We start from the raw sequence: 23,536 nt of genomic DNA, 5'->3' as shown, positions 1-23,536 counted from the left end.
TCACGGCAGCGTGATCTGGCCGTCGACCGCCTTCGAAGCGATGTCCGAACGGTGGTGCGAGCCCGTCAGGTGGATCTCCGCCACCCGCTTGTAGGCCCGATCGCGCGCCTTGGACAACGACTTGCCGGTGCCCACGACCGACAGCACGCGGCCGCCGGACGACACCACGGCGCCGTCCTCGCGGCGGCGGGTGCCCGCGTGCAGCACGCCGTCCGCCTCGGCACCGGTGATCACGTCACCCGTGCGCGGGCGGCCGGGGTAGCCCTCGGCGGCCAGGACGACGGTCACGGCGTAGCCGTTCTCCCACTCCAGCGCGGGCAACGACGCCAGCGAGCCGGAGGAGGCCGCCAAGAACAGAGAAGAGATCGGCGACTTCAGCAGCGCCAGCACGGACTGGGTCTCCGGGTCGCCGAAGCGGCAGTTGAACTCGATCACCTGCACGCCGGACGACGTCAGCGCCAGCCCGGCGTAGAGCAGGCCGACGAACGGGGTCTCACGCGCGCGCAGCTCGTCGACGACGGGCTGCACGCAGCGCGACACGATCTCGGACACCAGGCCCTCGGGGGCCCACGGCAGCGGTGCGTAGGCGCCCATGCCGCCGGTGTTCGGGCCGTGGTCGCCGTCACCCACGCGCTTGAAGTCCTGCGCCGGGATCAGCGGAACCACGGAGACGCCGTCGGTGACGCAGAACAGCGACACCTCCGGACCGTCCAGGAAGGACTCCAGCAGCACCGGGTGCCCGCCGTCGAGCAACGTCATGGCGTGCGCACGCGCCAAAGCCAGGTCGGTCGTCACCACGACGCCCTTGCCCGCGGCCAGCCCGTCGTCCTTCACCACCCACGTCGGGCCGAACCGGCCCAGGGCCGCGTCCAGGCGGGCCGGATTGTCCACGACCTCGCTGTGCGCTGTCGGCACCCCCGCCGCGTTCATGACGTCCTTGGCGAACGCCTTGGACCCCTCGATCCGGGCCGCCTCCTTCGACGGCCCGAAGCACGGGATGCCGAGCGCTCGGACCGCATCGGCGGCCCCGACCACCAGGGGTTGTTCGGGGCCGATGACCACGAGGTCGGCCTTCCACTCCTTCGCGAGAGCGGCGACCGCCGAGGCATCACCGACGTCGACGCCGTAGATCTCGGCGTGACCCGCGATTCCCGGATTGCCAGGCGCGCACGCCAAAGCAGTCAGTTGCGGGTCGCGCGACAACGCGACGACAAGGGCATGTTCACGGGCGCCAGACCCGATGACCAGGACACGCACGGTGCCCGAGCCTAGTTCAGCCGAGCGCCTGCTTCGCTCCTGGGTGCAGCGGGACCGGGTCGGTGGCGCTGGCCTTGTCCCGAACGATGTCCTTCACGGCCGGGTGCACCTTCTCCAGGTCAGCCTTCTTGTCGAAGATCAGCTTGGTCAGAGCGCACGCGTTACCGGCGGCGAAGTCCTCACGGACGAGCAGCAGGTTCGGCACGACGATGGTGGGCGTCTCGGCGAGCCCGTAGGTGGCCGCGGGGATCGAGGCCGTGTCGTAGACCTTGCTGATCTTCTGCAGCTCGCCCAGCTGCGACGAGATGTCGAGCAGCTTCACCTTGCCCTTGAGCGACGTGGTGATGTCGGTGAGCTGCGGCGTCGGCAGGCCGCCGGACCAGATCAGGCCGTCGATGCTGCCGTCCTTCATCCCGTCCGCGGTCTTGGTCAGGTCGAGGCGCTGGGCCGCCACGTCGGAGTCGATGTTCAGCCCGGCCGACTTCAGCAGGCGGCCGGCGATCACCTCGGTGCCGGACTTCGGCGACCCCGTCGAGATCCGCTTGCCCTTCATGTCGGCCACGGAGTTGATCCCGGATTCGGTCCTGACCAGCACCTGCGTGTAGTTCGGGTAGATCCGCGACAGGGCGGCGATCTTCTGCTTCTTGCCGTCGAACGCGCCCGTGCCGTTCACCGCGTCCGCGGCGGTGTCCGCCAGCGAGAACGCGATGTCGTAGGTGCCGTCCGCCAGCTGCTGGATGTTCTGCACGGACGCGCCGGTCTCCGCCGCCGACGCCTTCAGCTTCGTGTTGTCGGAGATCAGCTTGGCCAGACCACCGCCGACCACGAAGTAGACGCCACCGGAGTTGCCGGTCGCGATCGTGATCCGCCCGTCGGACGTCTCACACGCCGCCTGCGAGCCGCCGGCGTCCGGGGTCGTGGGCGTGCGTTTGCCGCCACACCCGGAAACCACGAGCGCCAAAGCGATCGCGCCGATCGCATATTTACGCAGCATCAGGAACCCTCCCACGAGTAACCAGGTGTACCGCCACGGCCACCACGAGGAACCCGGCCCCGATGGCGATCGTCAACGGCTGCAGATAGAGCAGGAACAACGCCGCCGGCACGCACAACAGGCGTTCCGGCCAGCGCGCGGGACCGAACAACCAGCCGCCCGTCAGCACCGCGAGAGCGGCCACCCCCAGCGCGGACGCCCCGAAGGTCCACACCGACTCCAGCAGCGACCCGCGCAACAGCAGCCCGGCACCTTGATCGGTCAGCACGAAGGCCAGCGGCACGAGGAACGCGGGCAGCGTGTACTTCCACGTCTGCCACATCGTCTTCATGACATCGCCGCCGGTCAGCGCCGCGGCAGCCACCGCGGCGAGCGCCGTCGGAGGCGTCACTTCGGACAGCACCGCGTAGTAGAAGATGAACATCGCGGTCTCGGCCGGCTCGACCCCCAGGGTGATCAACGCCGGACCGATCACGACCCACGAGATGATGAACGACGCCGTCACCGGCACCGCGAGCCCGAGCACGGACACCGCCACCGCGGCGAGCACCGCAGTCAGCATCAGCACGACGGTCCGGTTGTCCGTGAACACCGAGGCGAGGTCCACCAGCGAGCCCGCAAGCGCTTGCCCCAGCCCGGTCTTGGTGATCGTCGACGTGATCACACCGGCCGCCGCGCACACCGCGATCACCGGGAACGCCGAGCGCACGCCGGTCGACAGCGAGTCGGCGATGAGCCGCGGCCAGTCCCGCCGGTGGTTGACCAACGCGAACAGCGCGGCGACACCGGTCGCGTACACGACCGCGCGGTAGACGGGGATGTCGAGCGCCAGGAAGACGATGATGATCCCGAGCGACAGGAAGTGGTACCAGCCGACCTTCAGCACGTCCCAGAACCGCGGCGCGTCCACGTCGACCGGCTTGGCCCCGAACCGCCGCGCGTCGGCCTCCACGGCCAGCGCGATGCCCAGGTAGTAGAGCAGCGTCGGGATGATCGCCCAGATCAGCACTTCCAGGTACGACACCTGCAGGTACTCGGCGATGATGAACGCCGCCGCGCCCAGCGTGGGCGGTGACAGGATCGCGCCGATGCCGGACGCCGCGAGCAGGCCGCCCGCGTTCTCCTTGGGATATCCGGCCTTCTGCAGCATCGGCCACGTCACCGCGCCCAGCGACACGGTCGTCGCGGTACCGGAGCCGGACACCGTCCCCAGCAGGAAGCCGGCGGTGGCCGCCGTGCGACCCGGCGCCGTCCGCGACTTGCGGAAGGCGGCGAAGCTGACGTCGACGAAGAACTTCCCGGCGCCGGACGCGTTCAGCACCGCGCCGTAGATCGTGAACAGCACGATGTAGGTCGCCGCGACGTCCAGCGGCGTCCCGTAGAACCCGCTGGCGTCGTTGAAGAACCCGTTGATGATGTTCGAGAAGTCGACGCCGGAGTGCGCGATCGACCACGACGGCGGCAAGAACCCGCCGTAGTAGGCGTAGGCGATGAACCCCAGGCACACCAGCGGAAGCACCCACCCGGTCGTGCGCCGGCACGCCTCCAGGATCAGCACCAGCAGCACCGCGCCCGCGATCACGTCGAGCGTGGTCAGCTGCCCCTGCCGGTTCAGGAACGCGTCGAAGCCACCGAACAGCGGGTAGGAGGCGGCGGCGAACGCCAGCGCCGCCAGCACCCAGTCGACGATCTTCGGCGAATGACCGCGGCCGTAGGACAGGAACACCAGCGGCAGGGTCACCGCCAGGAAGATGATCAGGTAGTACTGGCTTCCCTTGGCGAACGGGAAGAACACCTGCTTGAGCACCAACAGGGCGATCAGCAGACCGGCGATCCACAGCGCCCGCTCCCACCGGGGTGACAGCGAGCGCGACGGCATCTCCTCGTCGTGCTCCGCGACGATGCGGGCGAGGTCGGGGTTGGCCACGATCGCACCGTACTGTGGGCGCGATCACAGCGTTAGGCGATCAATCCAAAGGGAGTGCAAAGTCCTCAGACGATGGCACTGTCCACATAGCACCAGCGCCAGCTCTCGCCCGGTTCGAACGAGCGCATGACCGGATGCTGGGACGAGCCGAAGTGCGCGGTCGCGTGTTTGCCCGGGCTCGAGTCGCAGCACGCCACGTGCCCGCACGACAGGCACATCCGCAGGTGAGCCCAGTTGCGCTGGCCCTCGGCGAGGCAGTCGACGCAGCCCTCGGTCGTCTCCGGGTCAACCGACCGAGGTAGCGCTTCCAGATGCGAACAGGTCATGCCGTCCATCTTTACGCAGAATGAGCGCATGCACGGGCCTGAACTTCTGCTGTTGCTGCTCGGGGCGCTGGTCGTCACCGCCATCGCCCGCCGGCTGAACTGGTCGGCACCGCTCGTGCTGGTCGCGGTCGGGCTCGTCGTCTCGTTCATACCGGGTGTGCCGGAGTTCGAGCTGGATCCGCACCTGATCCTGGTGCTGGTCCTGCCGCCGCTGCTCTACAGCGCCGCGCTGGACAGCTCGTACCTCAACATCCGCGCGAACATGCGCTCGATCGGCCTGCTCGCGGTCGGGCTGGTGCTGTTCACGACGGTCGCCGTCGGCCTCACCGCGAAGCTGGTCTTCCCGGACCTGCCGCTCGCCGCGGCGCTGGTCCTGGGCGCGGTCGTGGCGCCGCCGGACGCCGTCGCGGCCGTCGCGATCGGGCGCAAGCTGGGGCTGCAACGCCGCGCGATGACGCTGCTGGTCGGCGAGAGCCTGATCAACGACGCCACGGCGCTGACCGCGTTCAAGGTCGCGGTGGCGGCCGCGGCGGGCGCGGCCATGCACCCGGTCGCGAGCGTGTGGATGTTCCTGTACATCACGGCGGGTGGCATCGCGGTCGGACTCGTCGTCGGCGTGGTGGTCCGCTTCCTGCGCAAACGGCTCTGCGAGGGCGTGCTGGAGAGCGCGCTCGGCCTGCTCGTGCCGTTCGGCGCCTACCTCCTCGCCGAAGAGGGCCTGCACGCGTTCGGCATCCAGTTCTCCGGGGTGCTCGCGGTCGTCGTCGCGGGTCTCTACGTCGGCCACCACTCACCGCGTGGCACCTACTCCACCCGCCTGCAGGACGCGGCGGTGTGGCGTTCGGCGGACGTTTTGCTGGAGTCGTTCGTCTTCGCGCTCATCGGGCTGCAGGTGTCGACGATCATCAGCGACGCCGACCTGAACTCCGGCCTGCTGCTGGGTGCCGCGGCCGTGGTGCTGGCGACGATCCTGGCGCGGTTCGTCTGGATGTACCCGGCCACCTACCTGCCGAGGCTCTTCTTCCCGAAGCTCAAGGAGCGCGAGGACAGAGCCCCGCACCTCGGCCAGGTCACGGTGATCGCGTGGTCGGGCATGCGCGGCGTGGTCACGCTCGCCGCCGCGGCCGCGATCCCGCAGAACGTGCCTGGCCGCGACATCATCGTCTTCTGCGCTTTCGTGGTGACGATCAGCACGCTGCTCCTGCAGGGCCTGACGCTGCCGTGGGTCATCAACAAGATCGGTTTCGAGGGCGACGACGAGCGCGAGGACGCGCTGGCCGAGGCGCAGGTGCAGCACCGGGCCGCGCAGGCGGCGGTCGACCGGCTGGACGCGGAGCTCGACGACGTGCCCGACCACGTGCGTGACCAGCTGCGATCCCTCGCCGAGCACCGGGGCAACGCCGCGTGGGAACGGCTCGGCCGCCAGGAGGAGGAGAGCCCGGCCGCCGCCTATCGCAGGGTGCGCAGGGTGATGCTGAAGGCCGAGCGCGACGAGTTCATCAAGGCCCGCGACCAGGGCGAGATCGACGACGAGGTGCTGTTCCGGGTGCTGCGCGAGCTGGACTTGGAGGAAGCCGCCCTGTCACGTGAATAGACATTGCCTCGTGAGTAACCGTTCACCTGCATTTCGTGTTGCGATGCTTGGGTGCGCTCTCAACACCATCTGGGAGGTCGAACGATGTACCGGAGAGGTCTTGCCGCCGCGGTCCTCGTGTTCGCGGGAGCGGTGGTGGCGTCACTGCCGTCCGCCTCGGCACACGACGAGAAGGGCCCGATCGTGATCGGCCACCGCGGCTCGTCGGCGTACCGGCCGGAGCACACGCTCGCCGCTTACGAACTGGCCGCGCGCATGGGCGCCGACTACATCGAACCGGACCTGGTGCCGACGAAGGACGGCAAGCTGGTCACCAGGCACGAGAACGAGATCGGCGGCACGACGGACGTGGCGACGAAGCTCCAGTTCGCCGACCGCAAGAAGACCAAGACCATCGACGGCGTCGCGCTCACCGGCTGGTTCACCGAGGACTTCACGCTCGCCGAGCTGAAGACGTTGCGCGCCAAGGAACGCATCCCGGAGATCCGGCCGCGCAACACGCTCTACGACGGCCGCTTCGAGGTACCGACGTTCCAGGAGGTCATCGACCTCAGCAAGCGCCTGTCCCGCGAACTCGGCCGCGAGATCGGCATCTACCCGGAGACCAAGCACCCGACGTACTTCCAGTCGATCGATCTCGCGCTGGAGCCGAAGCTCCTCGACGCCCTGAACCGCAACGGCCTCAACCGCCGCAGCGCCAAGGTCTACGTGCAGTCGTTCGAGGTCGCGAACCTCAAGGAGCTCAACAAGAGCCTGCGGGTGCCGATCGTCCAGCTGATCAACGCCTCCGGCGCGCCGTACGACTTCGTGGCGGGCGGCGACAAGCGCACCTACAGCGACATGGTCACCCCGGCCGGGCTCAAGGAGATCGCCACCTACGCGGACGGCATCGGCGCCGCGAAGGACCGGATCATCCCGCGCAACGCCGCCGGGTTCCTGCAGCAGCCGACCACGCTCGTGCAGGACGCCCACAAGGCACGCCTGATCGTGCACTCGTGGACGTTCCGCAACGAGAACTCGTTCCTGCCGGCCGACTTCCGGTCCTCCGTCGACCCGGCCGCGTACGGCCGGGCCTTCGAGGAGTACGACAGGTTCTTCAAGACCGGCATCGACGGCGTGTTCGCGGACAACCCCGACACGGCCATCGAGGCCAAGATCAAGCGTTGACGAGCGAGAGCGTGCGGTCCCCGTCGAGCAACCCGCGTTGCGCGAGCAGGGGCCGCACGCCCTCGCCGAACCAGTAGGCCTCTTCCAGGTGCGGGTAGCCGGACAGGATGAACTCCCTGATCCCGATGGAGTGGTACTCCTCGACGAGATCGGCGACCTCGGAGTGCGAACCCACCAGCGCCGTTCCCGCGCCACCACGCACGAGTCCGACGCCGGCCCACAGGTTCGGGTAGATCTCCAGACCGCGGACGCCACGGCTGAGGTCGCCACCGTGCAGCGCCAGCATCCGTTGCTGGCCAACGGATTCCGACGTCCGCAGCTGTTCCTGCGCCTTCGCCACCGCCGCCGGGTCCAGCGCGTCGAGCAACCTCCCTGCCGCCGCCCACGCCTCCGCCGACGTGTCACGGCTGATCGTGTGCAGCCGGATGCCGAACCGGATCGGCCTGTCCGTCAGCGCCCGCACCCGCGCGATCTTCGACGCCACGTCCTGCGGCGGTTCGCCCCACGTCAGGTAGACGTCCGCGCGTGCCGCTGCCACCGGCAAAGCAGCGTCGGACGAGCCACCGAAGTAGATCGGCGGCACCGGGTCCGGTGCGCCCAGCACGGTCGCGCCCTCGACCTGGTAGTGCTTGCCCTGGAACGAATACGGCTGGCCGCTCCACGCACCGCGCACGATCTGGAGGAACTCGTCGGTGCGCGCGTACCGCTGGTCTTTGTCGAGCCAGTCGCCGAACCGTTGCTGCTCAACGGAATCACCACCGGTCACGACGTTGAGCAGCAACCGCCCGCGCGAGATCCGCTGGTAGGTCGAGGCCATCTGCGCGGCCAGCGTGGGCGACAGCACGCCCGGCCGGAACGCCACCAGGAACTTCAGCTTCGACGTCTGCGCGATCAACGCCGCCGTGGTCAGCCACGCGTCCTCGCACCACGTGCCGGTCGGCGTGAGCACACCGGTGAACCCGACCTGCTCGGCGGTGCGGGCGATCTGTGCCAGGTAGTCGATGTCCGGCTCGCGGCGTGCCCCGGCAGCCGGTGCGCGGTTGGCGTGGAAGTGCTCCACGACCGTGCGCCCGTCGCCGGATGTCGGCAGGAACCAGTGCAGCGTGATGCTCATGCGAGATCTCCCTGGAACCTCGTGTCGACGAACTTCGCGAAGTCGACCTTGCCCGGCAGCGTCTTGTCCTCGGTGAACGCGTCCGCGAGCTCCTGCTCGGAGCGGATCACCGTGTCGTCCAGCTTCACCACCTGGTCGCCGTTGCGCTTCACCGCGGCGAGCGCGACCTCGTACTTCAGGCCCGTTTCCGCCGACCACGCCTTCGCCCACTCCTCGCGGTGCGTGTCCGCCCACTTCTGCGCCTTGTAGTACCGGATCAGGTACTCCTTGAGCGCCGGGTTCTTCCCCTTGTCGTCCAAGGCCTTCTTGCCGGCGACCTGGAAGCCGTAGCCGTTCGACCTGCCCTCACCGGTCGTGAGAACGCGCGCCTTGGCCTCCTGCTGCGCCTGCGCGGTGTAGGGGTCCCAGACCGCCCACGCGTCGACCTTGCCCTGGGTGAACGCGCCGTACGCGTCCGAGGGCTGCAGGAAGTTCAGCGTGACGTCCTTGGTCGTGAGGCCGGCCGAGCGCAACGTCAGCAGCACCTGGCCGTGCGCCGAACTTCCCTTGGCCACAGCGATGTTCTTGCCCTTGAGATCCGGGACGGTCCGCAGCGGGGAGTTCTCCGGCACCAGGATCGCGTCCGCTTCGACCTCGCCCTTGGACACGCCGACCGCGGCGATCTTGGCGTTCGCGGCGGCGGCGAAGATCGGCGGTGTGTTGCCGACCGCGCCGACGTCGATCGCGCCCGCGGAGGCGGCCTCCAGCAGCGGCGGGCCGGAGGTGAACGTCGACCACTCGATCTTGTACGGGAAGTCGTCGAGCAGACCGGCGGCGGTGAGCAGCGACTTCGCGCCGCCCTTCTGGTCGCCGACCTTCAGCACGACCTCGGCCTGGGGCGTCTCGGCGGTCGCCGCGCACCCGGTCGTCAACAGGATCGCGGTGAGCAGGCTAAGCAGCTGTTTCAACGTCCACTCCCAGATCAGCGAGCACGCGGGTGCGTTGCTCCACAACGGATGCCCGGCGGCGCGGGCGGGGCAGGTCGACGTGGTGCGTGGCGACGATCCGGCCCTCGTCCAGCACGAGAATCCGGTCGGCCAGCAGCAACGCCTCATCGACGTCGTGCGTCACGAGCAGCACGGCCGGCCGGTGCCTGATCCACAGGTCTTCCACCAGGTGGTGCATCGCGAGCCTCGTCAACGCGTCCAGCGCGCCGAACGGCTCGTCCAGCAGCAACACGTCGGGCTCGCGCACCAGCGCTCGCGCGAGCGAAACCCGTTGCGCCTCACCGCCGGACAACGTCAGCGGCCACGCGTCGGCGTGATCGGTCAGCCGCACTTCTTCCAGCGCCTTCAGGGCAACCGCGCGGCCGTCGGGCTTGTGCAGGCCCAACGAGATGTTCCGCCAGACCGTGCGCCACGGCAGCAGGCGCGGCTGCTGGAACGCGATCGACACCGTGCCGGGGACGTGCGCTTCTCCGGAGATCTCGCGGTCGAGGCCGGCCAGGATGCGCAGCAACGTCGACTTGCCACAGCCGCTGCGGCCTAGCAGCGCCACGAACTCGCCGGGCGCGATCTCCAGGTCGATGTCGTCCAGCACAGTCCGCGGGCCGAAAGCCTTGCGCAGCCCCCGAATGCTCACCGCGCTCGCCATCGCAGCACCCTCCTCTCCAGCAACCGCACCAGCGCGTCGGTCGAGAGACCGAGCAACGCGTAGACCACGAGGCCGACGACAACGACGTCGGTGCGGAGGAACTCACGGGCGTTGTTGATCAGGAAGCCGAGCCCGGCATCGGCGTTGATCTGCTCGCCGACGATCAGCGACAGCCACGCCGTGCCGAGCGCGATCCGCAGCCCCACCAGGGTCTGCGGCACGGCGGACGGCAGCACGACGTGCAGGACCCGCTCGATCCGGCTGTAGCCCAGGACCTTCGCGGCCTCGACCAGGCCGGGGTCGGTCTGCCGGATGCCCGCGTGCAGGTTGAGGTAGAGCGGGAACGCCACACCGGCCGCGACCAGCGCGAGCTTGGGTTCCTCGCCGATCCCGAACCACAGGATGAACAACGGGATCAGGCCGAGGTGCGGCAGTGTGCGCAACATCTGGACGGGTGGGTCCAACAATATCTCGCCCCACCTGGAAAGGCCGGAAGCCAGACCGAGAGCAACGCCTGCCGCGCCACCTATGAGAAATCCGAAGAAAACGCGGCCAATGGACACCGCGAACGCTTCGACCAATTGGCCGTCGGCGATCAGCTCACCGGCGGACTGCGCGACGGTGACCGGCGACGCCAGCTTGTCCGGTGACAGCAACCCTGTTGAGCTGGCCAGTTGCCACAGCAGAACCAGCGCCACCGGGCTGATCCAGCGCAGCGGCAGCTTCAGTTTCCGCGATGGCGTGGTAGGTGGCCGCGCGGTTTTGGGCCGCGCGGCCACGCCTGCAAATGACACCGACATAGCCACGGAGTACAGGCGAGCCCAAGGCGCGAGTCAACGACGCCCAAATTGTGAAAATGCGTCGGACAGCGAGGCTTTCGCTCCAACAGCCGAGTGACATCGTCCCGTGCGCCAGCGAACATTTGGCCATGAACCAGGGGGAGAGATCCAGGGTGCCGTCGGGCACCACGTTGAGGTTCGTGTCGGTGGTGCTGCTGGCCACCGCGACCACCTTGCAGATGTTCGGCCACTACGCGGCGGTGTGGCCCATGGCCACCAATCTCGACAACGCCCGGTGCCAGGTGCGGTCCGGCCTCTACCTGACCTCCACCCACCAGGTCGATCCTGATCAGTCCAAATGGGACGGTTATCGCGCGTGCATGGCCACGTTCCTCGGTGCGCGTGCGCTGTGGCTCGTGGGCGGCCTCGTGTTGCTCGCCGCGGTCGCGCTGCTGATCTACCTCGTGCGGCCGTCGTGGCGCGTCCGCAGGCGCGGACTCGTGCTGGTGCCGGAAGAGCTGAACGAACCGCTCGCCGCGCTGGTGGACGAGGCGGGGCTGGCCAAGGCGCCGGTGTTCCTGCTCGACCGGACCAACGTGCGCGTGGGCGGCGTGGCGTTCGGGAACCACCGGCACAAGTACGTGGCGCTGAACGCCGGGATGCTCGCATTGCGCCGGACCGACCCGGCGGCGTTCCGCGCGATCGTGCTGCACGAACTCGCGCACGTCCGGGCGGACGTGACCGTCACCTACGCGACGCTGGCGATCTGGCGTGCTTTCGTCATCGCGGTGCTTGTGCCGTACGCGCTCACGCTGGTCAACCCGATGTTGTTGTCCCGCACGCCGTTCAAGCTGCCTGTGTTCGGGCTGCCGTCGAGCTCGATCACGTTCGGCATGATGTGGCGGCTCGCGGTCATGACGCTGCTGGTGTTCGCCGCGCGGATCGCGGTGCTGCGTGCCCGCGAGAAGTACGCCGACGCACTGGTCGTGCGGTGGACCGGTGACTCCGAGCCATACCGCACGCTGCCACCGACCGGCTGGTTCCGCCGCTGGTTCGGCCACCACCCGGCGCCGGCCGCCAGGTTGGCCGTCATGCGCGACCCGGACTCCTTGCTGCGCCCCGGTTTCTGGGAGGTGCTCGGTTCCGCGCTCGCCGTGCAGATCGCGTGGTGGCACACAATCGCAGGACTGCGCGACGTGACCTGGTACCGCGAGGGCAACGAGTCGTTCGTGGTCATGCGGATCGTGTGGGTGATCGCGATCGCCGCGCTGATCGGGCTGGTCGCCTGGCGGGGAGCGGCCTTCGGGCCGGTGCGCGGCACGTTCGCGCTGCCGGGACTCGCGATCGGGCTCGGTCTCGTGTTCGGCGACCGTCTGGACGTGCAGAACCTCAGCCCCGTGACGGTGCCCGGCGTGATCGCCGCCGCCGTGCTCATCGCCACCACGACGCTCGTCACGGTGTGGGTGGGTTACTGCGCCACGTTGGTGCGCAACCGCTGGCACGCCTGGTTCCTCGGCCTGTCCGCGGCCGTGGTGACGTACACGCTGCTCGGGTGGTTCGCCGAGGTGCGGCTGGCGTCCTCGTTGTGGAACAACGCCATCGGGCCGGTGTTCGACCTGCTCGGCACCTACACCTCGTCCACAGTGGACGACGTGGTGCTGAAGGCGGTGGCGTTCCCGTTCCTGTGGAACTTCAACCGGGTGCTGACCGTCGTGGCACTGGCGCTTGTGTGGCTGGTACCGCTGGTGCTGCGCCGCGAGTTCCCCAGGTTCGCCGCCCTCGCGGGTGCGGCAGGTGGTCTGCTGGCGGCCGCGGCTGTGGTGCTGACCGGGTCACTCGGGTCGCCGTTGGTCGCGACCGCGTGGCAGGTCGTGGCCGTCGTGGCCGTGCAGCTCGTCGTGACGCTGGTGGTGGCGCGGCGCGTGGACCGGGTGGGCGCGCTGTTCACCGCGTGGCTCATCGGACTGGCCGCGACCGCGACGATCTGGCTGACGCACTTGCAAGATGGTGCAGTCGACAGCGTGCTTGCGACGCGCCCGCACCAGGTCCTGCCCGTGCTGGGCACGCTGGTGGCACTGGTGGGCGGTCTCGGCCGGCCCAGCCCCAACCCCGCCCGGCCGTGGGGGCTGATCGCGATCGCCGTGGTGAGCGTGGGTGTCTCGGTCTGGTGGCCGAAGGCGATACCGACCGCGGCACCGCTGCAACCGCCTGCTCCGCAGGACGTTGAGGTGAACACCGACGAGGCGGTGAACACGTGGATCTACGGCGGTGGCTGGGACCGGATGATGGCGGTGGTCCGCGCCAACGACCAGGTGTTCGCCGGCGTGCGGGCGAACGACCCGGCGGCCATCGCGGTGGGCTGCGACGCACTCGTTCCCGTGGTGCGTGAGGAGTTCCCCGCGCCACCGGACGACCGGATCGCGACGATGTGGCGCGACGGGCTGGTGGCGCTGGAGAACGGCGCCCGGTCGTGCCTCGTCGTGTTCCGCGACAGCGGAGCCGACGACGGCTCGATGGCCCGCGAGTTCGGCAAGGGCCTCGAACAGCTGAAGGTCGTGCAGACCGAGCTGCTCGAGGCCCAGAACCGGGTGATCAGCTGAGCACGTCGTGGCGGACGATCGTCTGGTCGCGGCCTGGGCCGACGCCGATCGCCGACACGCGGGCACCGATGATGCTCTCCAGGTGCTCGACGTAGGCCTTGGCGTTGGCCGGCAGCTCGTCGAACTCGCGGCAGCCAGAGATGTCCTCGAACCAGCCCGGCAGCTCCTCGTACACCGGCACGGCGTGGTGCACGTCGGTCTGCGTCATCGGCATCTCGTCGACGCGGCGGCCGTCCACTTCGTACCCGACGCAGACCGGCACCTTCTCGAGGCCCGACAGCACGTCCAGCTTGGTGAGGAAGTAGTCGGTGATGCCGTTGACGCGCGAGGCGTACCGGGCGATCACGGCGTCGAACCAGCCGGTGCGCCGCGAACGGCCCGTGGTGACACCGAACTCGCCACCGGTCTTGCGCAGGAACTCGCCCATGTCGTCGTTGAGCTCGGTCGGGAACGGACCGGAGCCCACGCGGGTCGTGTAGGCCTTGAGGATGCCGATCACGGTCTTGATCCGCGTCGGGCCGATGCCGGAGCCGACGGCCGCGCCACCGCTCGTCGGGTTCGAGGACGTGACGAACGGGTAGGTGCCGTGGTCGACGTCGAGCAGGGTGCCCTGCGAGCCCTCCAGCAGCACGTGCTCGCCGCGGTCGAGCGCCTCGTTGAGCAGCAGGCGGGTGTCCGCGATGCGGTGCGCGAAGTGCTGGCCGTGCTCGAGCACGGAGTCGACGACCTGCTCGGGGTCGAGCGCCTTGCGGTTGTAGACCTTGACCAGCACCTGGTTCTTGAAGTCGAGCGCGGCCTCGACCTTCTGCCGCAGGATCTTCTCGTCCAGCAGGTCCTGCGCGCGCACGCCGACGCGGGCGAGCTTGTCCTGGTAGGCGGGGCCGATGCCGCGACCGGTCGTGCCGATCTTCGCCTTGCCCAGGTAGCGCTCGGTCACCTTGTCGATGGCCACGTGGTACGGCATGATCAAATGCGCGTCGGCCGAGATCAGCAGGCTGCTGGTGTCGACGTTCTTCGCCTCCAGGCCCGCGAGCTCGGTCAGCAGCACGCCGGGGTCGACGACGACACCGTTGCCGATGACGTTCTTCACGCCGGGCGTGAGGATGCCGGAGGGGATCAGGTGGAGGGCGAAGTTCTGGCCGTCCGGGAGGACCACGGTGTGACCCGCGTTGTTGCCACCCTGGTAGCGGACGACCCACTGGACACGCTCACCGAGGATGTCGGTGGCCTTGCCCTTGCCCTCATCGCCCCACTGGGCACCGATCAGCACGACGGCCGGCATGTGAAACTCCAAGCACTTGGACTGGTTCAAGCGAATGCCGGTAAGCGAGGGTAGACCAGGAGATGACCGTGCGCGGAATCGTGTTGGCCTGCGGAAACACGCAGTTGCCAATGATCACTCAACGTGACGAAGTGCAGGTGGTGCCCGCACGCCCCGGCAAAGACCACGTTGACCATCACCTCGACGCCGACAGGCTCATCGTAGTGGGTACCGACGCCGATCTTGCAGCGGTGGCGTTGCGATTGCTGCGCAAGGAGAAACTCGGTTCGGTGGCACTCGGGTACGTGCCGGTCGACGATTCCCCGGTGGCCGCGCTGTGGGACCTTTCGGCCGATCCCGGACGCGCGCTGGACATCGCCCTGAACGGTGACGTAGATCCCGTCCCGCTCGTGCGTGACGACGTCGGCGGAGTGCTGATGGGCCGCGGCGTGTTGTCACCTGTGCGTGGCGTTGGTTACAGCGACGCGGACAACGTGCTGCGCGGCCAGGCGAGCCGGATCGAGTGCACCCCGGACCCGGACGGCGGCTTGGGCCTCGTCATCCGAATCGTTAACAAACGCCTCATCGGGTCCCGTGTGCGGGAGAGCCGGCCGCGCGCCTTTCAGCTCGGCTGCCTGCCCACGACCGCCGTTCTGGATGGTCACAAGCATCCGCGGGCCGTCGACAAGTGGACCTGGTACCGCCACACCGAGGACTTGAGGCTGGTTCGAGGCGTCTAACCGTGCGCTTGTCATTCACTTGAGCGTCACCCAAGGGCATTGCCTAATTCCAAATGGTGACTAAGGGTGGTCCCGATCACTTTCCAACAAGGAAGGTCGGGATGATGTCAAAAGTTAACCGAACCATTGGTGTTTCAGTTGCCGCATTAGCGCTGACCATTGGTTTCGTTTCCCCTGCACTCGCGACACCGCCGGACATCCCCACTGCCGCCGAGGCGCGGACCCAGCTCGCTTCTTTGACCGTCCGCGCGGACGGATCGATGACGGGCTATTCGCGCGACAAATTCCCGCACTGGAGCACGGTGTCGGGGTCCTGCAACACCCGCGAGGAAGTCCTCAAGCGCGATGGCACGAACGTGGTGACCGACTCGTCGTGCGCGGCCACCTCCGGCCGCTGGTTCTCGCCGTACGACGGCGCCACCTGGACCGCGGCCTCCGACGTGGACATCGACCACATCGTGCCCCTGGCGGCCGCCTGGAGGTCGGGAGCGTCGACCTGGACGACGGCCAGCCGCCAGGCGTTCGCGAACGACCGCGCCCGCCCGCAGCTGATCGCGGTGACCGACAACGTGAACCAGGCCAAGGGCGACCAGACCCCGGCCACCTGGAAGCCTCCGCTGCAGTCGTACTGGTGCACTTACGCCAAGATGTGGGTACGTACTAAGGACCACTGGAACCTCAGCGTGAACCAGGCCGAAAAGGACGCGTTGGGAACCATGCTCGGAAGGTGCTGATGGCTGCGCTCTCCTCGCTTTTCGTGGCAGGCCCCGGCGGCGTGATGACCGACGAGGTCGGCGTCGTCACGGGAGACCTCGAACTGTGCACCGAGCTTTCCGACGACGGAAAGCTCCGCGCACTGGTCCGCTACGAGGGCGCGGAAGAGTGGTACGCCATCACGGGCGCTGCGTGTGCCCTGACCGATCCTCGCGATCACGAACCGGTTCATTCCCTGCTGCTGGGCCTGCTGAACCGGCCGGAGGGCTGAGCGGCGGCAACGCTTCCATCGCCTCAGCACGACTGAGGCCGGTCGCCTGCAACAGATCCACCGCGACACTCCGGATCTGCGCCAGCACGACCTTGGACGAGAACCCGTCCCCACCGAGACGCCGCGCGGTCAGAGGCCGCGCGGCGTTCTTGATCGCCTCGCGGGTCTGCTGGGGCGTCGTGCCCTTCTCCAGTTCCTTCTTCAGGCAGTCGACGGCGTTCGCGTAGGCCACGAGCACCTCGGCCACCCCGTCCGGGATCTGCTCGTCCGCCTTGAGCGCGGCCATGGTCCTGCGCGCAAGCACCCTGGTGTTGCGGATCGCGTAGTCCACCGGCCCGGCCGCGGTCTGGTACCTGCCGAGCTCGTCCTTGGACCGCCACCGGATGGGCGCGATCTTCGCGATCTCCGACCCGGTCTGCAGCGCGGCCTTGTAGTCGTCGATCGCGGTCTGGCTGGTCCGCAGCTCCGCGAGCACCCCGGCCGCCTTGACCGAGTCCTTCTCGTCGATCGCCGCGGCGATGTTGCGCAACGCACCGCTGAGGGCGCCCGTGAGCGCCTTCAGCTGACGTTGGGCGACGGTGACGGGGTTGGCCGGGAGGAGCGCCGCCACGGCAAGACCGACCAGGCCACCGGTCAGCGCGTCGATCATGCGGTCGAACCCGCCGCCCGCGCTCGGCGGCAGCAGCGTCGCGACCAGGACCGCACTGCTGCCTGCCTGCAGCGCGATGATCGAACCGCCGTCCAGCAGCACCGCACCCGACATCGCCAGGGCGACCACCAGCGCGATCTGCCAGGGACCCGAGCCGATCCAGCTGATCAGCGCGTCGCCCACCCCGACACCGACCGACACGCCGACAACGAGTTCACCGACGCGCCGCAGCCGTTGTCCCAGCGAGACTCCGAGACAGACGACCGCGGCGATCGGTGCGAAGAACGGGTGCTCGTGGCCGATCAGGAGGGTGGCCACGACCCAGGCGAGCCCGGCGGACAGGGCACTTTGGACGATCGGCAGCGCGGCTCCACGCCACCGCGTCAGCCCACGTCCGACCGCATCCCGCACCGCACCCATCTCGGCTCAGACCAGCCCGAGCGCGGCCGGTGCCTTGGGGTCGGAATCCGCGAGGAACTTGGAGCAGCGCTCCCACTCCTCGTCCTCGCCGATCTCCCGGGCAGCCCGGGCCAACGCGCCGAGCGCGCGGAGGAAGCCCTGGTTGGGCCGGTGGTCCCACGGCACCGGGCCGAAGCCCTTCCAGCCGGAACGACGCAACTGGTCGAGGCCGCGGTGGTAGCCGGTCCTGGCGTAGGCGTACGCCGCCACCGGGTCGCCGGCGTGCAGCGATCGCTCGGCCAGCAAGGCCCAAGCCTCGGAGAAATCGGGATAGGCCCGCACGATCTTCGCGGGATCAGTGCCACCGTCCGCGGCGGCCTGCGCCTCAGGGCGCTCAGGAAGACGGGTCGGCTCAGGCCCGAGGAGGTTCTCATGCATGCGGCCCATCGTGCCGCACGACGGGGAACTACGAGACGAACACCCTCACGACGGCGGCCACGACGGCCAGCACAAGAGCGGTGACGAGCACTCCGGCGACGATCTTCTTGCTCATGGCGGAGCATGGTGCCGGGCTGGGCCGGACAGATCAACGGCGTTCACCCGTCCGAGCAAACGAATTGGAAACATCAGGGTAAAGCCAGGGTGAGTTGGCCTTCCTGATGACGAACCCTCACTTCATGATGGGCGGATGATTCAGGGGGTTAAGCAGTTCCGCGACCAGTACTGGGAGCGAGGCGCGCCCGGCAGGGAGACACCGGCGGCGCTGACGAAGCAGCTCTACCAGCTCTGGCTCGTAGGTCTGCTGTTGAAGCTGATCGGGTCGTCGTGGGACGTGTCGTGGCACTTCAAGTGGCTGCGCGACGACCTCGCGCCGCCGCACCTGATCAACACCGTCGGCACGGTGATCGTGGTCGGGCTCACGCTGTTCCACACGTTCACCGGGTACGGGGTCGACAAGGTGACCCTGCGGCTGATGCAGATCGGGTGCGGGGTCTTCCTCGTCGCACTGCCGATCGACATCATCAACCACCGGATCAACGGGCTCGACATCACGAGCTGGAGCGGGTCGCACGCGCTGCTCTACCTGGGCACGGCGGTCATGCTGGCCGGCGCGATCCGCGGGTGGATGAAGTACTTCCCCGTGGGCACCATGCGGACGTTCGGGCTCGTCGCCCTGTGGTTCTTCTTCCTGGAGAACGTCTGGTTCCCCAACCAGCACCAGGAGTACGGCGTGCGCGCGCTGCAGGCCTACGACAGCGGCAGGGCCGAGGCCGAGCCGATCCTGATCCAGTTCGCCGCCGACCAGCTCGGCGTGCCGGTCGGGCGCGAGGCCGTCGTGCACTTCGCGCTGCCCATCGCGGACTGGGTGTACCCGGTGTGGGGCCTGGTCGCGGCGGCCATCGTGCTGGTGGTCGCGCGGCGCACGATCGACCGGCCGTGGGCGGCCGCGGCCGTCGCCGGTGGTTACATCGCCTACCGGTGCCTGATCTGGCCGCTGCTCGCCGGCATCGACTTCCCGAAGTCCGCGGTGCCGCTGTTCCTGATCCTCGTCGGCCTCGCGATCGACGCCGCGCACGTCGTCAAGATGCCCACGCCGGCCGCGGCCGTGCTGGGATCGGCGGCCGTCACGACTGTCGGGTACGTCGGCATCTGGGCCCAGCAGGAGTACCTGTGGGGGCCGCCCATCTCGTTCTCATCGGCAGCGGTCACCGCCGTGCTGCTGGCGGTGCTGTGGACGGCCGGGGACATGCTGATCCACCGGCCGGAGACGCAGCTACTCGCGTCACGCCTCAAACTCGGCTAGACGTCCATGAGGGTGACCTTCATGGACCTGAGGTCCATGAAGGTCACCCTCATGGCATTTCAGCCTGTGCCAGGTCAGCCCGCGATCATGCGGCCCGACGACTTGAGGTGCTCGCACGCCTGAGCGATGCGGGCGGCCATGGCCTGCTCAGCGGCCTTGAGGTAGCTGCGCGGGTCGTAGGCCTTCTTGTTGCCGACCTCACCGTCGATCTTCAGCACGCCGTCGTAGTTCGCGAACATGTGCGCCGCGATCGGGCGGGTGAAGGCGTACTGCGTGTCCGTGTCGATGTTCATCTTGATGACGCCGTACGACACGGCCTCGTGGATCTCCTCCAGCAGCGAGCCGGAGCCGCCGTGGAAGACGAGGTCGAACGGCTTCGAGCCGGCCGCGAGGCCCAGCTTCTCCGCCGCCACGTCCTGGCCCTGCTTGAGGATCTCCGGGCGGAGCTTCACGTTGCCCGGCTTGTAGACGCCGTGCACGTTGCCGAAGGTGGCGGCCAGCAGGTAGCGGCCCTTCTCACCGGCGCCGAGCGCGTCGACCGTCTTCAGGTAGTCCTCTGGCGACGTGTAGAGCTTGTCGTTGATCTCGTTGTCGACGCCGTCCTCCTCGCCACCGACGACGCCGACCTCGATCTCGAGGACCAGCTTCGCCTTGGCGCTGAGGTCGAGCAGCTCGCTCGCGATCTGGAGGTTCTCCTCCATCGGCACGGCGGAGCCGTCCCACATGTGGGACTGGAAGAGCGGGTTGCCGCCCTTGTCCACCCGCTCCTGGCTGATGGCGATGAGCGGGCGCACGTACCCGTCGAGCTTGTCCTTCGGGCAGTGGTCGGTGTGCAGCGCGATGTTCACGGGGTACTTGGCCGCGACGACGTGCGCGAACTCCGCGAGGGCGACGGCGCCGGTCACCATGTCCTTGACCTTGGTGCCGGAGGCGAACTCCGCACCACCGGTCGAGAACTGGATGATGCCGTCGCTCTCGGCCTCGGCGAATCCGCGCAGAGCCGCGTTGAGAGTCTCCGACGAAGTCACGTTGATCGCGGGGTAGGCGAACTCGTTCGCCTTGGCCCGGTCAAGCATCTCCGCGTAGACCTCAGGGGTTGCGATGGGCATCGGTCGTCCTCCTCAGGCGCCCTGAACGCGTATCAACCGCATCCTACGAGGCCGGGTGACCGGTGGTTCCCACCCGCTCCGGGCTACCCGCCGGTAAGGGCATAGTGGAGGTCATGGCAACCGCCCGGTGGAACAACAAGATCATCGCCTCGAGTGACGACACGGTGGTCGTCGAAGGCAACCACTACTTCCCGCTGGAGTCCGTGGACCCGGCCGTGCTGGCGTCGTCCGAGCACACCTCGTTCTGCCCGTGGAAGGGCACGGCGAACTACTACTCGTTGCAGGTCGACGGCTCTGAGAACGCCAACGCCGCCTGGTTCTACGCCGAGCCGAAAGAGGCCGCCGCGCAGATCAAGGGCCGCGTGGCGTTCTGGAAAGGCGTCGAGATCACCGCCTGAGACGGACTACCTTTCGCTGTATGCCGATCTTGAGCACCACTGATTTGAACGTGTCCCGTCTTTGCCTGGGGGGCAACGTCTTCGGCTGGACGGCCGACGAGGACGCCTCGTTCGCAGTGCTCGACGCCTACACCGCGGCGGGCGGGAACTTCCTCGACACCGCCGACGTGTACTCGGCCTGGGGCGAGGGCAACTCCGGCGGCGAGTCGGAGACGATCATCGGCAAGTGGCTGGCCGGCCGTGGGAACCGCGACGAGGTCGTGGTCGCCACCAAGGTCGGCATGCTCGCCGGGTTCAACAACCAGAAGCGCGACACCGTCCTGGCCAGCGCCGACCGCTCCCTGAAGCGGCTCGGCGTCGACCACATCGACCTCTACTACAACCACCTCGACGACCCGAACACGCCGCTCGAGGAGACGCTGGCCGCCTACGACCAGCTCGTCCAGGACGGCAAGGTCCGCCACATCGCGGCGTCCAACTTCTCCGCCGAACGGCTGGCGCAGGCGCTGGAGATCCAGGAGCGCGAGGGCTTCGCGAAGTTCGTGGCGCTGCAGCCCGAGTACAACCTGGTCAGCCGCGACCAGTTCGAGGGCGACCTGCAGCAGGTCGTCGCGAAGAACGGCCTGGCCACCGTGCCGTACTGGTCGCTCGCCAAGGGCTTCCTGACCGGCAAGTACCGGCCGGGCGTCGAGGTCGAGAGCGCTCGGGCCAAGGCCGCGTCGAAGTACCTGGACGAGCACGGCCTGCAGGTGCTGGAGGTGCTCGACGAACTGGCCGAGACGCACGACACGACGGTGGCCGCGGTGGCTCTGGCGTGGCTCGCGCAGCAGCCCACGGTCGCCGCGCCGATCGCGTCGGCACGCACGTTGGAGCAGCTCAGCGACATCGTGCAGGTCCTCGACCTCGAACTGACGCAGGCCGAGGTGGACCGCCTCAGCGTAGTTTAACTTGCCAGTAGCTTACCGGGAGTAGGTTGCGTTACCGTGACGGCATGGACGTCACGGGCAAGGTGGTACTGATCACCGGCGCGGCCAGGGGCATCGGCGCCGAGGTGGCGAGGCAACTGGCCGCGCGCGGGGCTCGGCTCGCGCTCGTCGGGCTCGAGAAGGCCCAGCTCGAAGAGGTCGCCCAGCAGACCGGCGGCAAGGCGTGGGAAGCCGATGTCACCGACTGGGACGTGCTCGAACGCGTCACGAACGAGGTCGCCGAGCACTTCGGCGGCATCGACGTCGTGGTGGCGAACGCGGGCATCGCGGCCACCGGGTTCGTGCGCTCGATGGACCCGAAGGCGTTCGAACGGGTCATCGAAGTCAACCTGCTCGGTGTGTGGCGCACGGTTCGCACAGCGCTGCCGCACCTGATCCGCAGCCGCGGCTACTGCCTGGTCGTGTCGTCGCTGGCCGCCATCGTGCACATCCCGGGCAACGCGGCCTACTCGGCGGCGAAGGCGGGTTGCGAGGCGTTCGCGGACAGCCTGCGGGCCGAGGTCAGGCACCTGGGCGTGGGCGTCGGCACCGCGTACTTCTCGTGGATCTCGACGGACATGGTCAACAGCGCCGACCAGCACCCGGTCTTCGGCAAGCTGCGCCAGGGCATGCCGGGGGTCGCCGGCAAGAAGTACCCCGTGCGCAACGTCGGCAGGGCCGTCGTCAAGGGCATCGAGAAACGAGCGAAGGCGGTCCACGTCCCCGGCTGGGTCGGCGCTCTGAAGTACTTCCGCGCGTTCACGCCGATGGTCGTGGACCGCCAGGCGGTCGATGAGGTGGCCGAGGCCGACCGGCAGATGGCCGCGAGCGACACATCAGGGCTGGTCGGACCGGGTGGTCAAGCAGCTAGTCGGTGAGCCAGGAGCCCAGCAGGGCGTTCCAGACGCGGATCTCCCACTTGGTGATCACGTTCGCCGGGGTGTACGGGTCGGCGGAGATGATCTCCTTCAGCGTCGTCTCGTCCTGCGCCTCGTAGATGATCAACGCGCCGGTGTCGTCCGCGTACGGACCTGCGGCCAGGACCACGCCTTTCTCGGCGAGGGAGGCGATGTACTCGCGGTGCGCCGGACGCACCTCGAGGCGCTTCTCGCGGTCCGGACCGAACACCAATTCGACAGCAAAGCGGGCCATGCGACCACCGTAGCGATGCTGACCGGTACCGTCCTACCTTGTGGTTGGCGACGAAACCCCGCGCAGCGTGCAGGACACCCTGACCAACCTGCGGATCCAAGACGGCGTCGCAGGACCTCCCACAGGGCCGCTCACGCTCGAAGACCTGTACAAGCAGCACCGCATGCGCCTCGTGAGGCTCGCGCTGCTGCTGGTGGACGAGCCGTCGACGGCCGAGGACGTGGTGCAGGAGGCGTTCGCCGGACTGCACCGCAACTGGAAGGGCCTGCGCGACGCACAGGCGGCCGTGGGCTACCTCCGCACGGCCGTGGTCAACGGCTCGCGCAGCGTGCTGCGCCGGCGCAAGACAGCACGCGACTACATCCCGCCGCACGTGGCGAACGCACGTTCGGCCGAGTCGCTCGCGATGCTGACGGCCGAGCACCAGGCCGTGGTCAAGGCGCTGCAGCAGCTACCGCCGCGGCAGCGCGAGGTGCTCGTGCTGCGGTACTACGGCGACCTGTCGGAGGCCGAGATCGCCGAGGCGACCGGTATCTCGAAGGGCACCGTGAAGTCGACGGCGTCCCGTGCGCTCGACGCACTGCAGAAGATCATGGCTGGGTGACCAAAAGCCGTTTTGCCCGGTGAGAGTGGTTTCACCGTGTAGGAACACGCGCCCAATCCGGTACTTGGTATAGACCAATA

General features: G+C 68.4%; 23 protein-coding genes. 10 read left to right on the top strand and 13 right to left on the bottom strand.

The features are described from left to right. From purD to ACIA8G_RS23685, 4 genes are all read right to left on the bottom strand, one after another. Complete coding sequence (purD, locus tag ACIA8G_RS23700; protein ID WP_396420830.1) at positions 1-1,257, bottom strand: phosphoribosylamine--glycine ligase; 1,257 nt, start codon at positions 1,255-1,257, stop codon at positions 1-3. A gap of 16 nt (positions 1,258-1,273) precedes the next feature. Beyond that, complete coding sequence (locus ACIA8G_RS23695; protein ID WP_396420829.1) at positions 1,274-2,251, bottom strand: TAXI family TRAP transporter solute-binding subunit; 978 nt, start codon at positions 2,249-2,251, stop codon at positions 1,274-1,276. Continuing rightward, positions 2,241-4,130, bottom strand: a complete 1,890-nt coding sequence (locus ACIA8G_RS23690; protein WP_396421264.1) for a TRAP transporter permease — start codon at positions 4,128-4,130, stop codon at positions 2,241-2,243. The genes ACIA8G_RS23695 and ACIA8G_RS23690 overlap by 11 nt, the downstream gene beginning before the upstream one ends. A gap of 113 nt (positions 4,131-4,243) precedes the next feature. Further along, positions 4,244-4,504, bottom strand: a complete 261-nt coding sequence (locus ACIA8G_RS23685) for a UBP-type zinc finger domain-containing protein (RefSeq protein WP_396420828.1) — start codon at positions 4,502-4,504, stop codon at positions 4,244-4,246. Positions 4,505-4,532: 28 nt separating this feature from the next. Between ACIA8G_RS23685 and ACIA8G_RS23680 the strand changes: the two genes are divergently transcribed. Together ACIA8G_RS23680 and ACIA8G_RS23675 are read left to right on the top strand one after the other, a co-directional pair. Then, the gene (locus tag ACIA8G_RS23680) at positions 4,533-6,098 is read left to right on the top strand and encodes a Na+/H+ antiporter (RefSeq protein WP_396420826.1); all 1,566 of its coding nucleotides are present in this window, start codon (positions 4,533-4,535) and stop codon (positions 6,096-6,098) included. An 84-nt stretch (positions 6,099-6,182) separates the two neighbouring features. Continuing rightward, a complete protein-coding gene (locus tag ACIA8G_RS23675; protein ID WP_396420825.1) occupies positions 6,183-7,265 on the top strand; it encodes a glycerophosphodiester phosphodiesterase in 1,083 nt (360 codons plus the stop codon). Here the strand turns inward: ACIA8G_RS23675 and ACIA8G_RS23670 are convergent. Genes ACIA8G_RS23670 through ACIA8G_RS23655 form a run of 4 tightly spaced genes read right to left on the bottom strand, consistent with a single transcriptional unit; the run spans position 7,255 to position 10,811 of the window. Next, positions 7,255-8,379, bottom strand: a complete 1,125-nt coding sequence (locus ACIA8G_RS23670; protein WP_396420824.1) for an LLM class flavin-dependent oxidoreductase — start codon at positions 8,377-8,379, stop codon at positions 7,255-7,257. The two genes, ACIA8G_RS23675 and ACIA8G_RS23670, sit on opposite strands and share 11 nt — an antisense overlap. Further along, positions 8,376-9,326, bottom strand: a complete 951-nt coding sequence (locus ACIA8G_RS23665) for an ABC transporter substrate-binding protein (RefSeq protein ID WP_396420823.1) — start codon at positions 9,324-9,326, stop codon at positions 8,376-8,378. Before ACIA8G_RS23665 ends, ACIA8G_RS23670 begins: the two co-directional genes overlap by 4 nt. Continuing rightward, complete coding sequence (locus ACIA8G_RS23660) at positions 9,310-10,011, bottom strand: ABC transporter ATP-binding protein (protein WP_396420822.1); 702 nt, start codon at positions 10,009-10,011, stop codon at positions 9,310-9,312. Before ACIA8G_RS23660 ends, ACIA8G_RS23665 begins: the two co-directional genes overlap by 17 nt. After that, complete coding sequence (locus ACIA8G_RS23655) at positions 9,996-10,811, bottom strand: ABC transporter permease (protein WP_396420821.1); 816 nt, start codon at positions 10,809-10,811, stop codon at positions 9,996-9,998. Before ACIA8G_RS23655 ends, ACIA8G_RS23660 begins: the two co-directional genes overlap by 16 nt. A 128-nt stretch (positions 10,812-10,939) precedes the next feature. Between ACIA8G_RS23655 and ACIA8G_RS23650 the strand changes: the two genes are divergently transcribed. Further along, entirely contained in the window at positions 10,940-13,390 is a 2,451-nt protein-coding gene (locus ACIA8G_RS23650) for a M48 family metalloprotease (RefSeq protein ID WP_396420820.1), read from the top strand. Here the strand turns inward: ACIA8G_RS23650 and ACIA8G_RS23645 are convergent. Next, on the bottom strand, positions 13,383-14,672 hold the full coding sequence (locus ACIA8G_RS23645; protein WP_396420819.1) for an adenylosuccinate synthase: 1,290 nt from the start codon (positions 14,670-14,672) through the stop codon (positions 13,383-13,385). The genes ACIA8G_RS23650 and ACIA8G_RS23645 overlap by 8 nt on opposite strands. A 62-nt stretch (positions 14,673-14,734) precedes the next feature. Here ACIA8G_RS23645 and ACIA8G_RS23640 point away from each other — a divergent pair, with 62 nt between their 5' ends. Beyond that, positions 14,735-15,391, top strand: a complete 657-nt coding sequence (locus ACIA8G_RS23640) for a hypothetical protein (protein WP_396420818.1) — start codon at positions 14,735-14,737, stop codon at positions 15,389-15,391. A 104-nt stretch (positions 15,392-15,495) separates the two neighbouring features. Further along, positions 15,496-16,125, top strand: coding sequence for an HNH endonuclease family protein (locus tag ACIA8G_RS23635; protein WP_396421263.1), 630 nt, complete (start codon positions 15,496-15,498; stop codon positions 16,123-16,125). A 159-nt stretch (positions 16,126-16,284) separates the two neighbouring features. Here ACIA8G_RS23635 and ACIA8G_RS23630 read toward each other — a convergent pair whose 3' ends face one another. After that, positions 16,285-17,445 carry an aromatic acid exporter family protein gene (locus ACIA8G_RS23630; protein ID WP_396420817.1) on the bottom strand — a complete coding sequence of 387 codons (1,161 nt, stop codon included), beginning with the start codon at positions 17,443-17,445 and terminating at the stop codon, positions 16,285-16,287. A 6-nt stretch (positions 17,446-17,451) separates the two neighbouring features. Beyond that, complete coding sequence (locus tag ACIA8G_RS23625; protein WP_396420816.1) at positions 17,452-17,862, bottom strand: DUF3151 domain-containing protein; 411 nt, start codon at positions 17,860-17,862, stop codon at positions 17,452-17,454. Between the two features lie 250 nt (positions 17,863-18,112). Between ACIA8G_RS23625 and ACIA8G_RS23620 the strand changes: the two genes are divergently transcribed. Beyond that, complete coding sequence (locus ACIA8G_RS23620) at positions 18,113-19,228, top strand: hypothetical protein (RefSeq protein WP_396420815.1); 1,116 nt, start codon at positions 18,113-18,115, stop codon at positions 19,226-19,228. A 74-nt stretch (positions 19,229-19,302) separates the two neighbouring features. Here ACIA8G_RS23620 and fbaA read toward each other — a convergent pair whose 3' ends face one another. After that, the gene (gene fbaA / locus ACIA8G_RS23615; RefSeq protein ID WP_396420814.1) at positions 19,303-20,337 is read right to left on the bottom strand and encodes a class II fructose-bisphosphate aldolase; all 1,035 of its coding nucleotides are present in this window, start codon (positions 20,335-20,337) and stop codon (positions 19,303-19,305) included. Positions 20,338-20,450: 113 nt separating this feature from the next. Between fbaA and ACIA8G_RS23610 the strand changes: the two genes are divergently transcribed. Genes ACIA8G_RS23610 through ACIA8G_RS23600 form a run of 3 tightly spaced genes read left to right on the top strand, consistent with a single transcriptional unit; the run spans position 20,451 to position 22,578 of the window. Next, entirely contained in the window at positions 20,451-20,735 is a 285-nt protein-coding gene (locus ACIA8G_RS23610; RefSeq protein ID WP_396420813.1) for a DUF427 domain-containing protein, read from the top strand. Positions 20,736-20,755: 20 nt separating this feature from the next. Then, positions 20,756-21,682, top strand: a complete 927-nt coding sequence (locus ACIA8G_RS23605; RefSeq protein ID WP_396420812.1) for an aldo/keto reductase — start codon at positions 20,756-20,758, stop codon at positions 21,680-21,682. A gap of 44 nt (positions 21,683-21,726) precedes the next feature. After that, on the top strand, positions 21,727-22,578 hold the full coding sequence (locus tag ACIA8G_RS23600) for an SDR family oxidoreductase (RefSeq protein ID WP_396420811.1): 852 nt from the start codon (positions 21,727-21,729) through the stop codon (positions 22,576-22,578). Here ACIA8G_RS23600 and ACIA8G_RS23595 read toward each other — a convergent pair. Continuing rightward, on the bottom strand, positions 22,568-22,852 hold the full coding sequence (locus tag ACIA8G_RS23595) for a YciI family protein (protein WP_396420810.1): 285 nt from the start codon (positions 22,850-22,852) through the stop codon (positions 22,568-22,570). The two genes, ACIA8G_RS23600 and ACIA8G_RS23595, sit on opposite strands and share 11 nt — an antisense overlap. Before the next feature lie 40 nt (positions 22,853-22,892). Here ACIA8G_RS23595 and ACIA8G_RS23590 point away from each other — a divergent pair, with 40 nt between their 5' ends. Then, positions 22,893-23,456 (top strand): SigE family RNA polymerase sigma factor, encoded by a 564-nt coding sequence (locus ACIA8G_RS23590; RefSeq protein WP_396420809.1) that lies wholly within the window; start codon positions 22,893-22,895, stop codon positions 23,454-23,456. Positions 23,457-23,536: the final 80 nt, after the last annotated feature.

It is taken from the genome of Lentzea sp. NPDC051213, assembly GCF_044455585.1.
GTDB lineage: Bacteria > Actinomycetota > Actinomycetes > Mycobacteriales > Pseudonocardiaceae > Lentzea.
This window is presented reverse-complemented; position numbering and strand designations above follow the sequence as displayed.

Coding starts and splice junctions, on each gene's coding strand:
- ACIA8G_RS23695 (WP_396420829.1), bottom strand. CDS start 2,251: ATGCTGCGTAAATATGCGATCGGCGCGATCGCTTTGGCGCTCGTGGTT.
- ACIA8G_RS23690 (WP_396421264.1), bottom strand. CDS start 4,130: ATGCCGTCGCGCTCGCTGTCACCCCGGTGGGAGCGGGCGCTGTGGATC.
- ACIA8G_RS23685 (WP_396420828.1), bottom strand. CDS start 4,504: ATGACCTGTTCGCATCTGGAAGCGCTACCTCGGTCGGTTGACCCGGAG.
- ACIA8G_RS23680 (WP_396420826.1), top strand. CDS start 4,533: ATGCACGGGCCTGAACTTCTGCTGTTGCTGCTCGGGGCGCTGGTCGTC.
- ACIA8G_RS23675 (WP_396420825.1), top strand. CDS start 6,183: ATGTACCGGAGAGGTCTTGCCGCCGCGGTCCTCGTGTTCGCGGGAGCG.
- ACIA8G_RS23670 (WP_396420824.1), bottom strand. CDS start 8,379: ATGAGCATCACGCTGCACTGGTTCCTGCCGACATCCGGCGACGGGCGC.
- ACIA8G_RS23660 (WP_396420822.1), bottom strand. CDS start 10,011: ATGGCGAGCGCGGTGAGCATTCGGGGGCTGCGCAAGGCTTTCGGCCCG.
- ACIA8G_RS23655 (WP_396420821.1), bottom strand. CDS start 10,811: ATGTCGGTGTCATTTGCAGGCGTGGCCGCGCGGCCCAAAACCGCGCGG.
- ACIA8G_RS23650 (WP_396420820.1), top strand. CDS start 10,940: ATGAACCAGGGGGAGAGATCCAGGGTGCCGTCGGGCACCACGTTGAGG.
- ACIA8G_RS23645 (WP_396420819.1), bottom strand. CDS start 14,672: ATGCCGGCCGTCGTGCTGATCGGTGCCCAGTGGGGCGATGAGGGCAAG.
- ACIA8G_RS23640 (WP_396420818.1), top strand. CDS start 14,735: ATGACCGTGCGCGGAATCGTGTTGGCCTGCGGAAACACGCAGTTGCCA.
- ACIA8G_RS23635 (WP_396421263.1), top strand. CDS start 15,496: ATGTCAAAAGTTAACCGAACCATTGGTGTTTCAGTTGCCGCATTAGCG.
- ACIA8G_RS23630 (WP_396420817.1), bottom strand. CDS start 17,445: ATGGGTGCGGTGCGGGATGCGGTCGGACGTGGGCTGACGCGGTGGCGT.
- ACIA8G_RS23625 (WP_396420816.1), bottom strand. CDS start 17,862: ATGCATGAGAACCTCCTCGGGCCTGAGCCGACCCGTCTTCCTGAGCGC.
- ACIA8G_RS23620 (WP_396420815.1), top strand. CDS start 18,113: ATGATTCAGGGGGTTAAGCAGTTCCGCGACCAGTACTGGGAGCGAGGC.
- fbaA (WP_396420814.1), bottom strand. CDS start 20,337: ATGCCCATCGCAACCCCTGAGGTCTACGCGGAGATGCTTGACCGGGCC.
- ACIA8G_RS23610 (WP_396420813.1), top strand. CDS start 20,451: ATGGCAACCGCCCGGTGGAACAACAAGATCATCGCCTCGAGTGACGAC.
- ACIA8G_RS23605 (WP_396420812.1), top strand. CDS start 20,756: ATGCCGATCTTGAGCACCACTGATTTGAACGTGTCCCGTCTTTGCCTG.
- ACIA8G_RS23600 (WP_396420811.1), top strand. CDS start 21,727: ATGGACGTCACGGGCAAGGTGGTACTGATCACCGGCGCGGCCAGGGGC.
- ACIA8G_RS23595 (WP_396420810.1), bottom strand. CDS start 22,852: ATGGCCCGCTTTGCTGTCGAATTGGTGTTCGGTCCGGACCGCGAGAAG.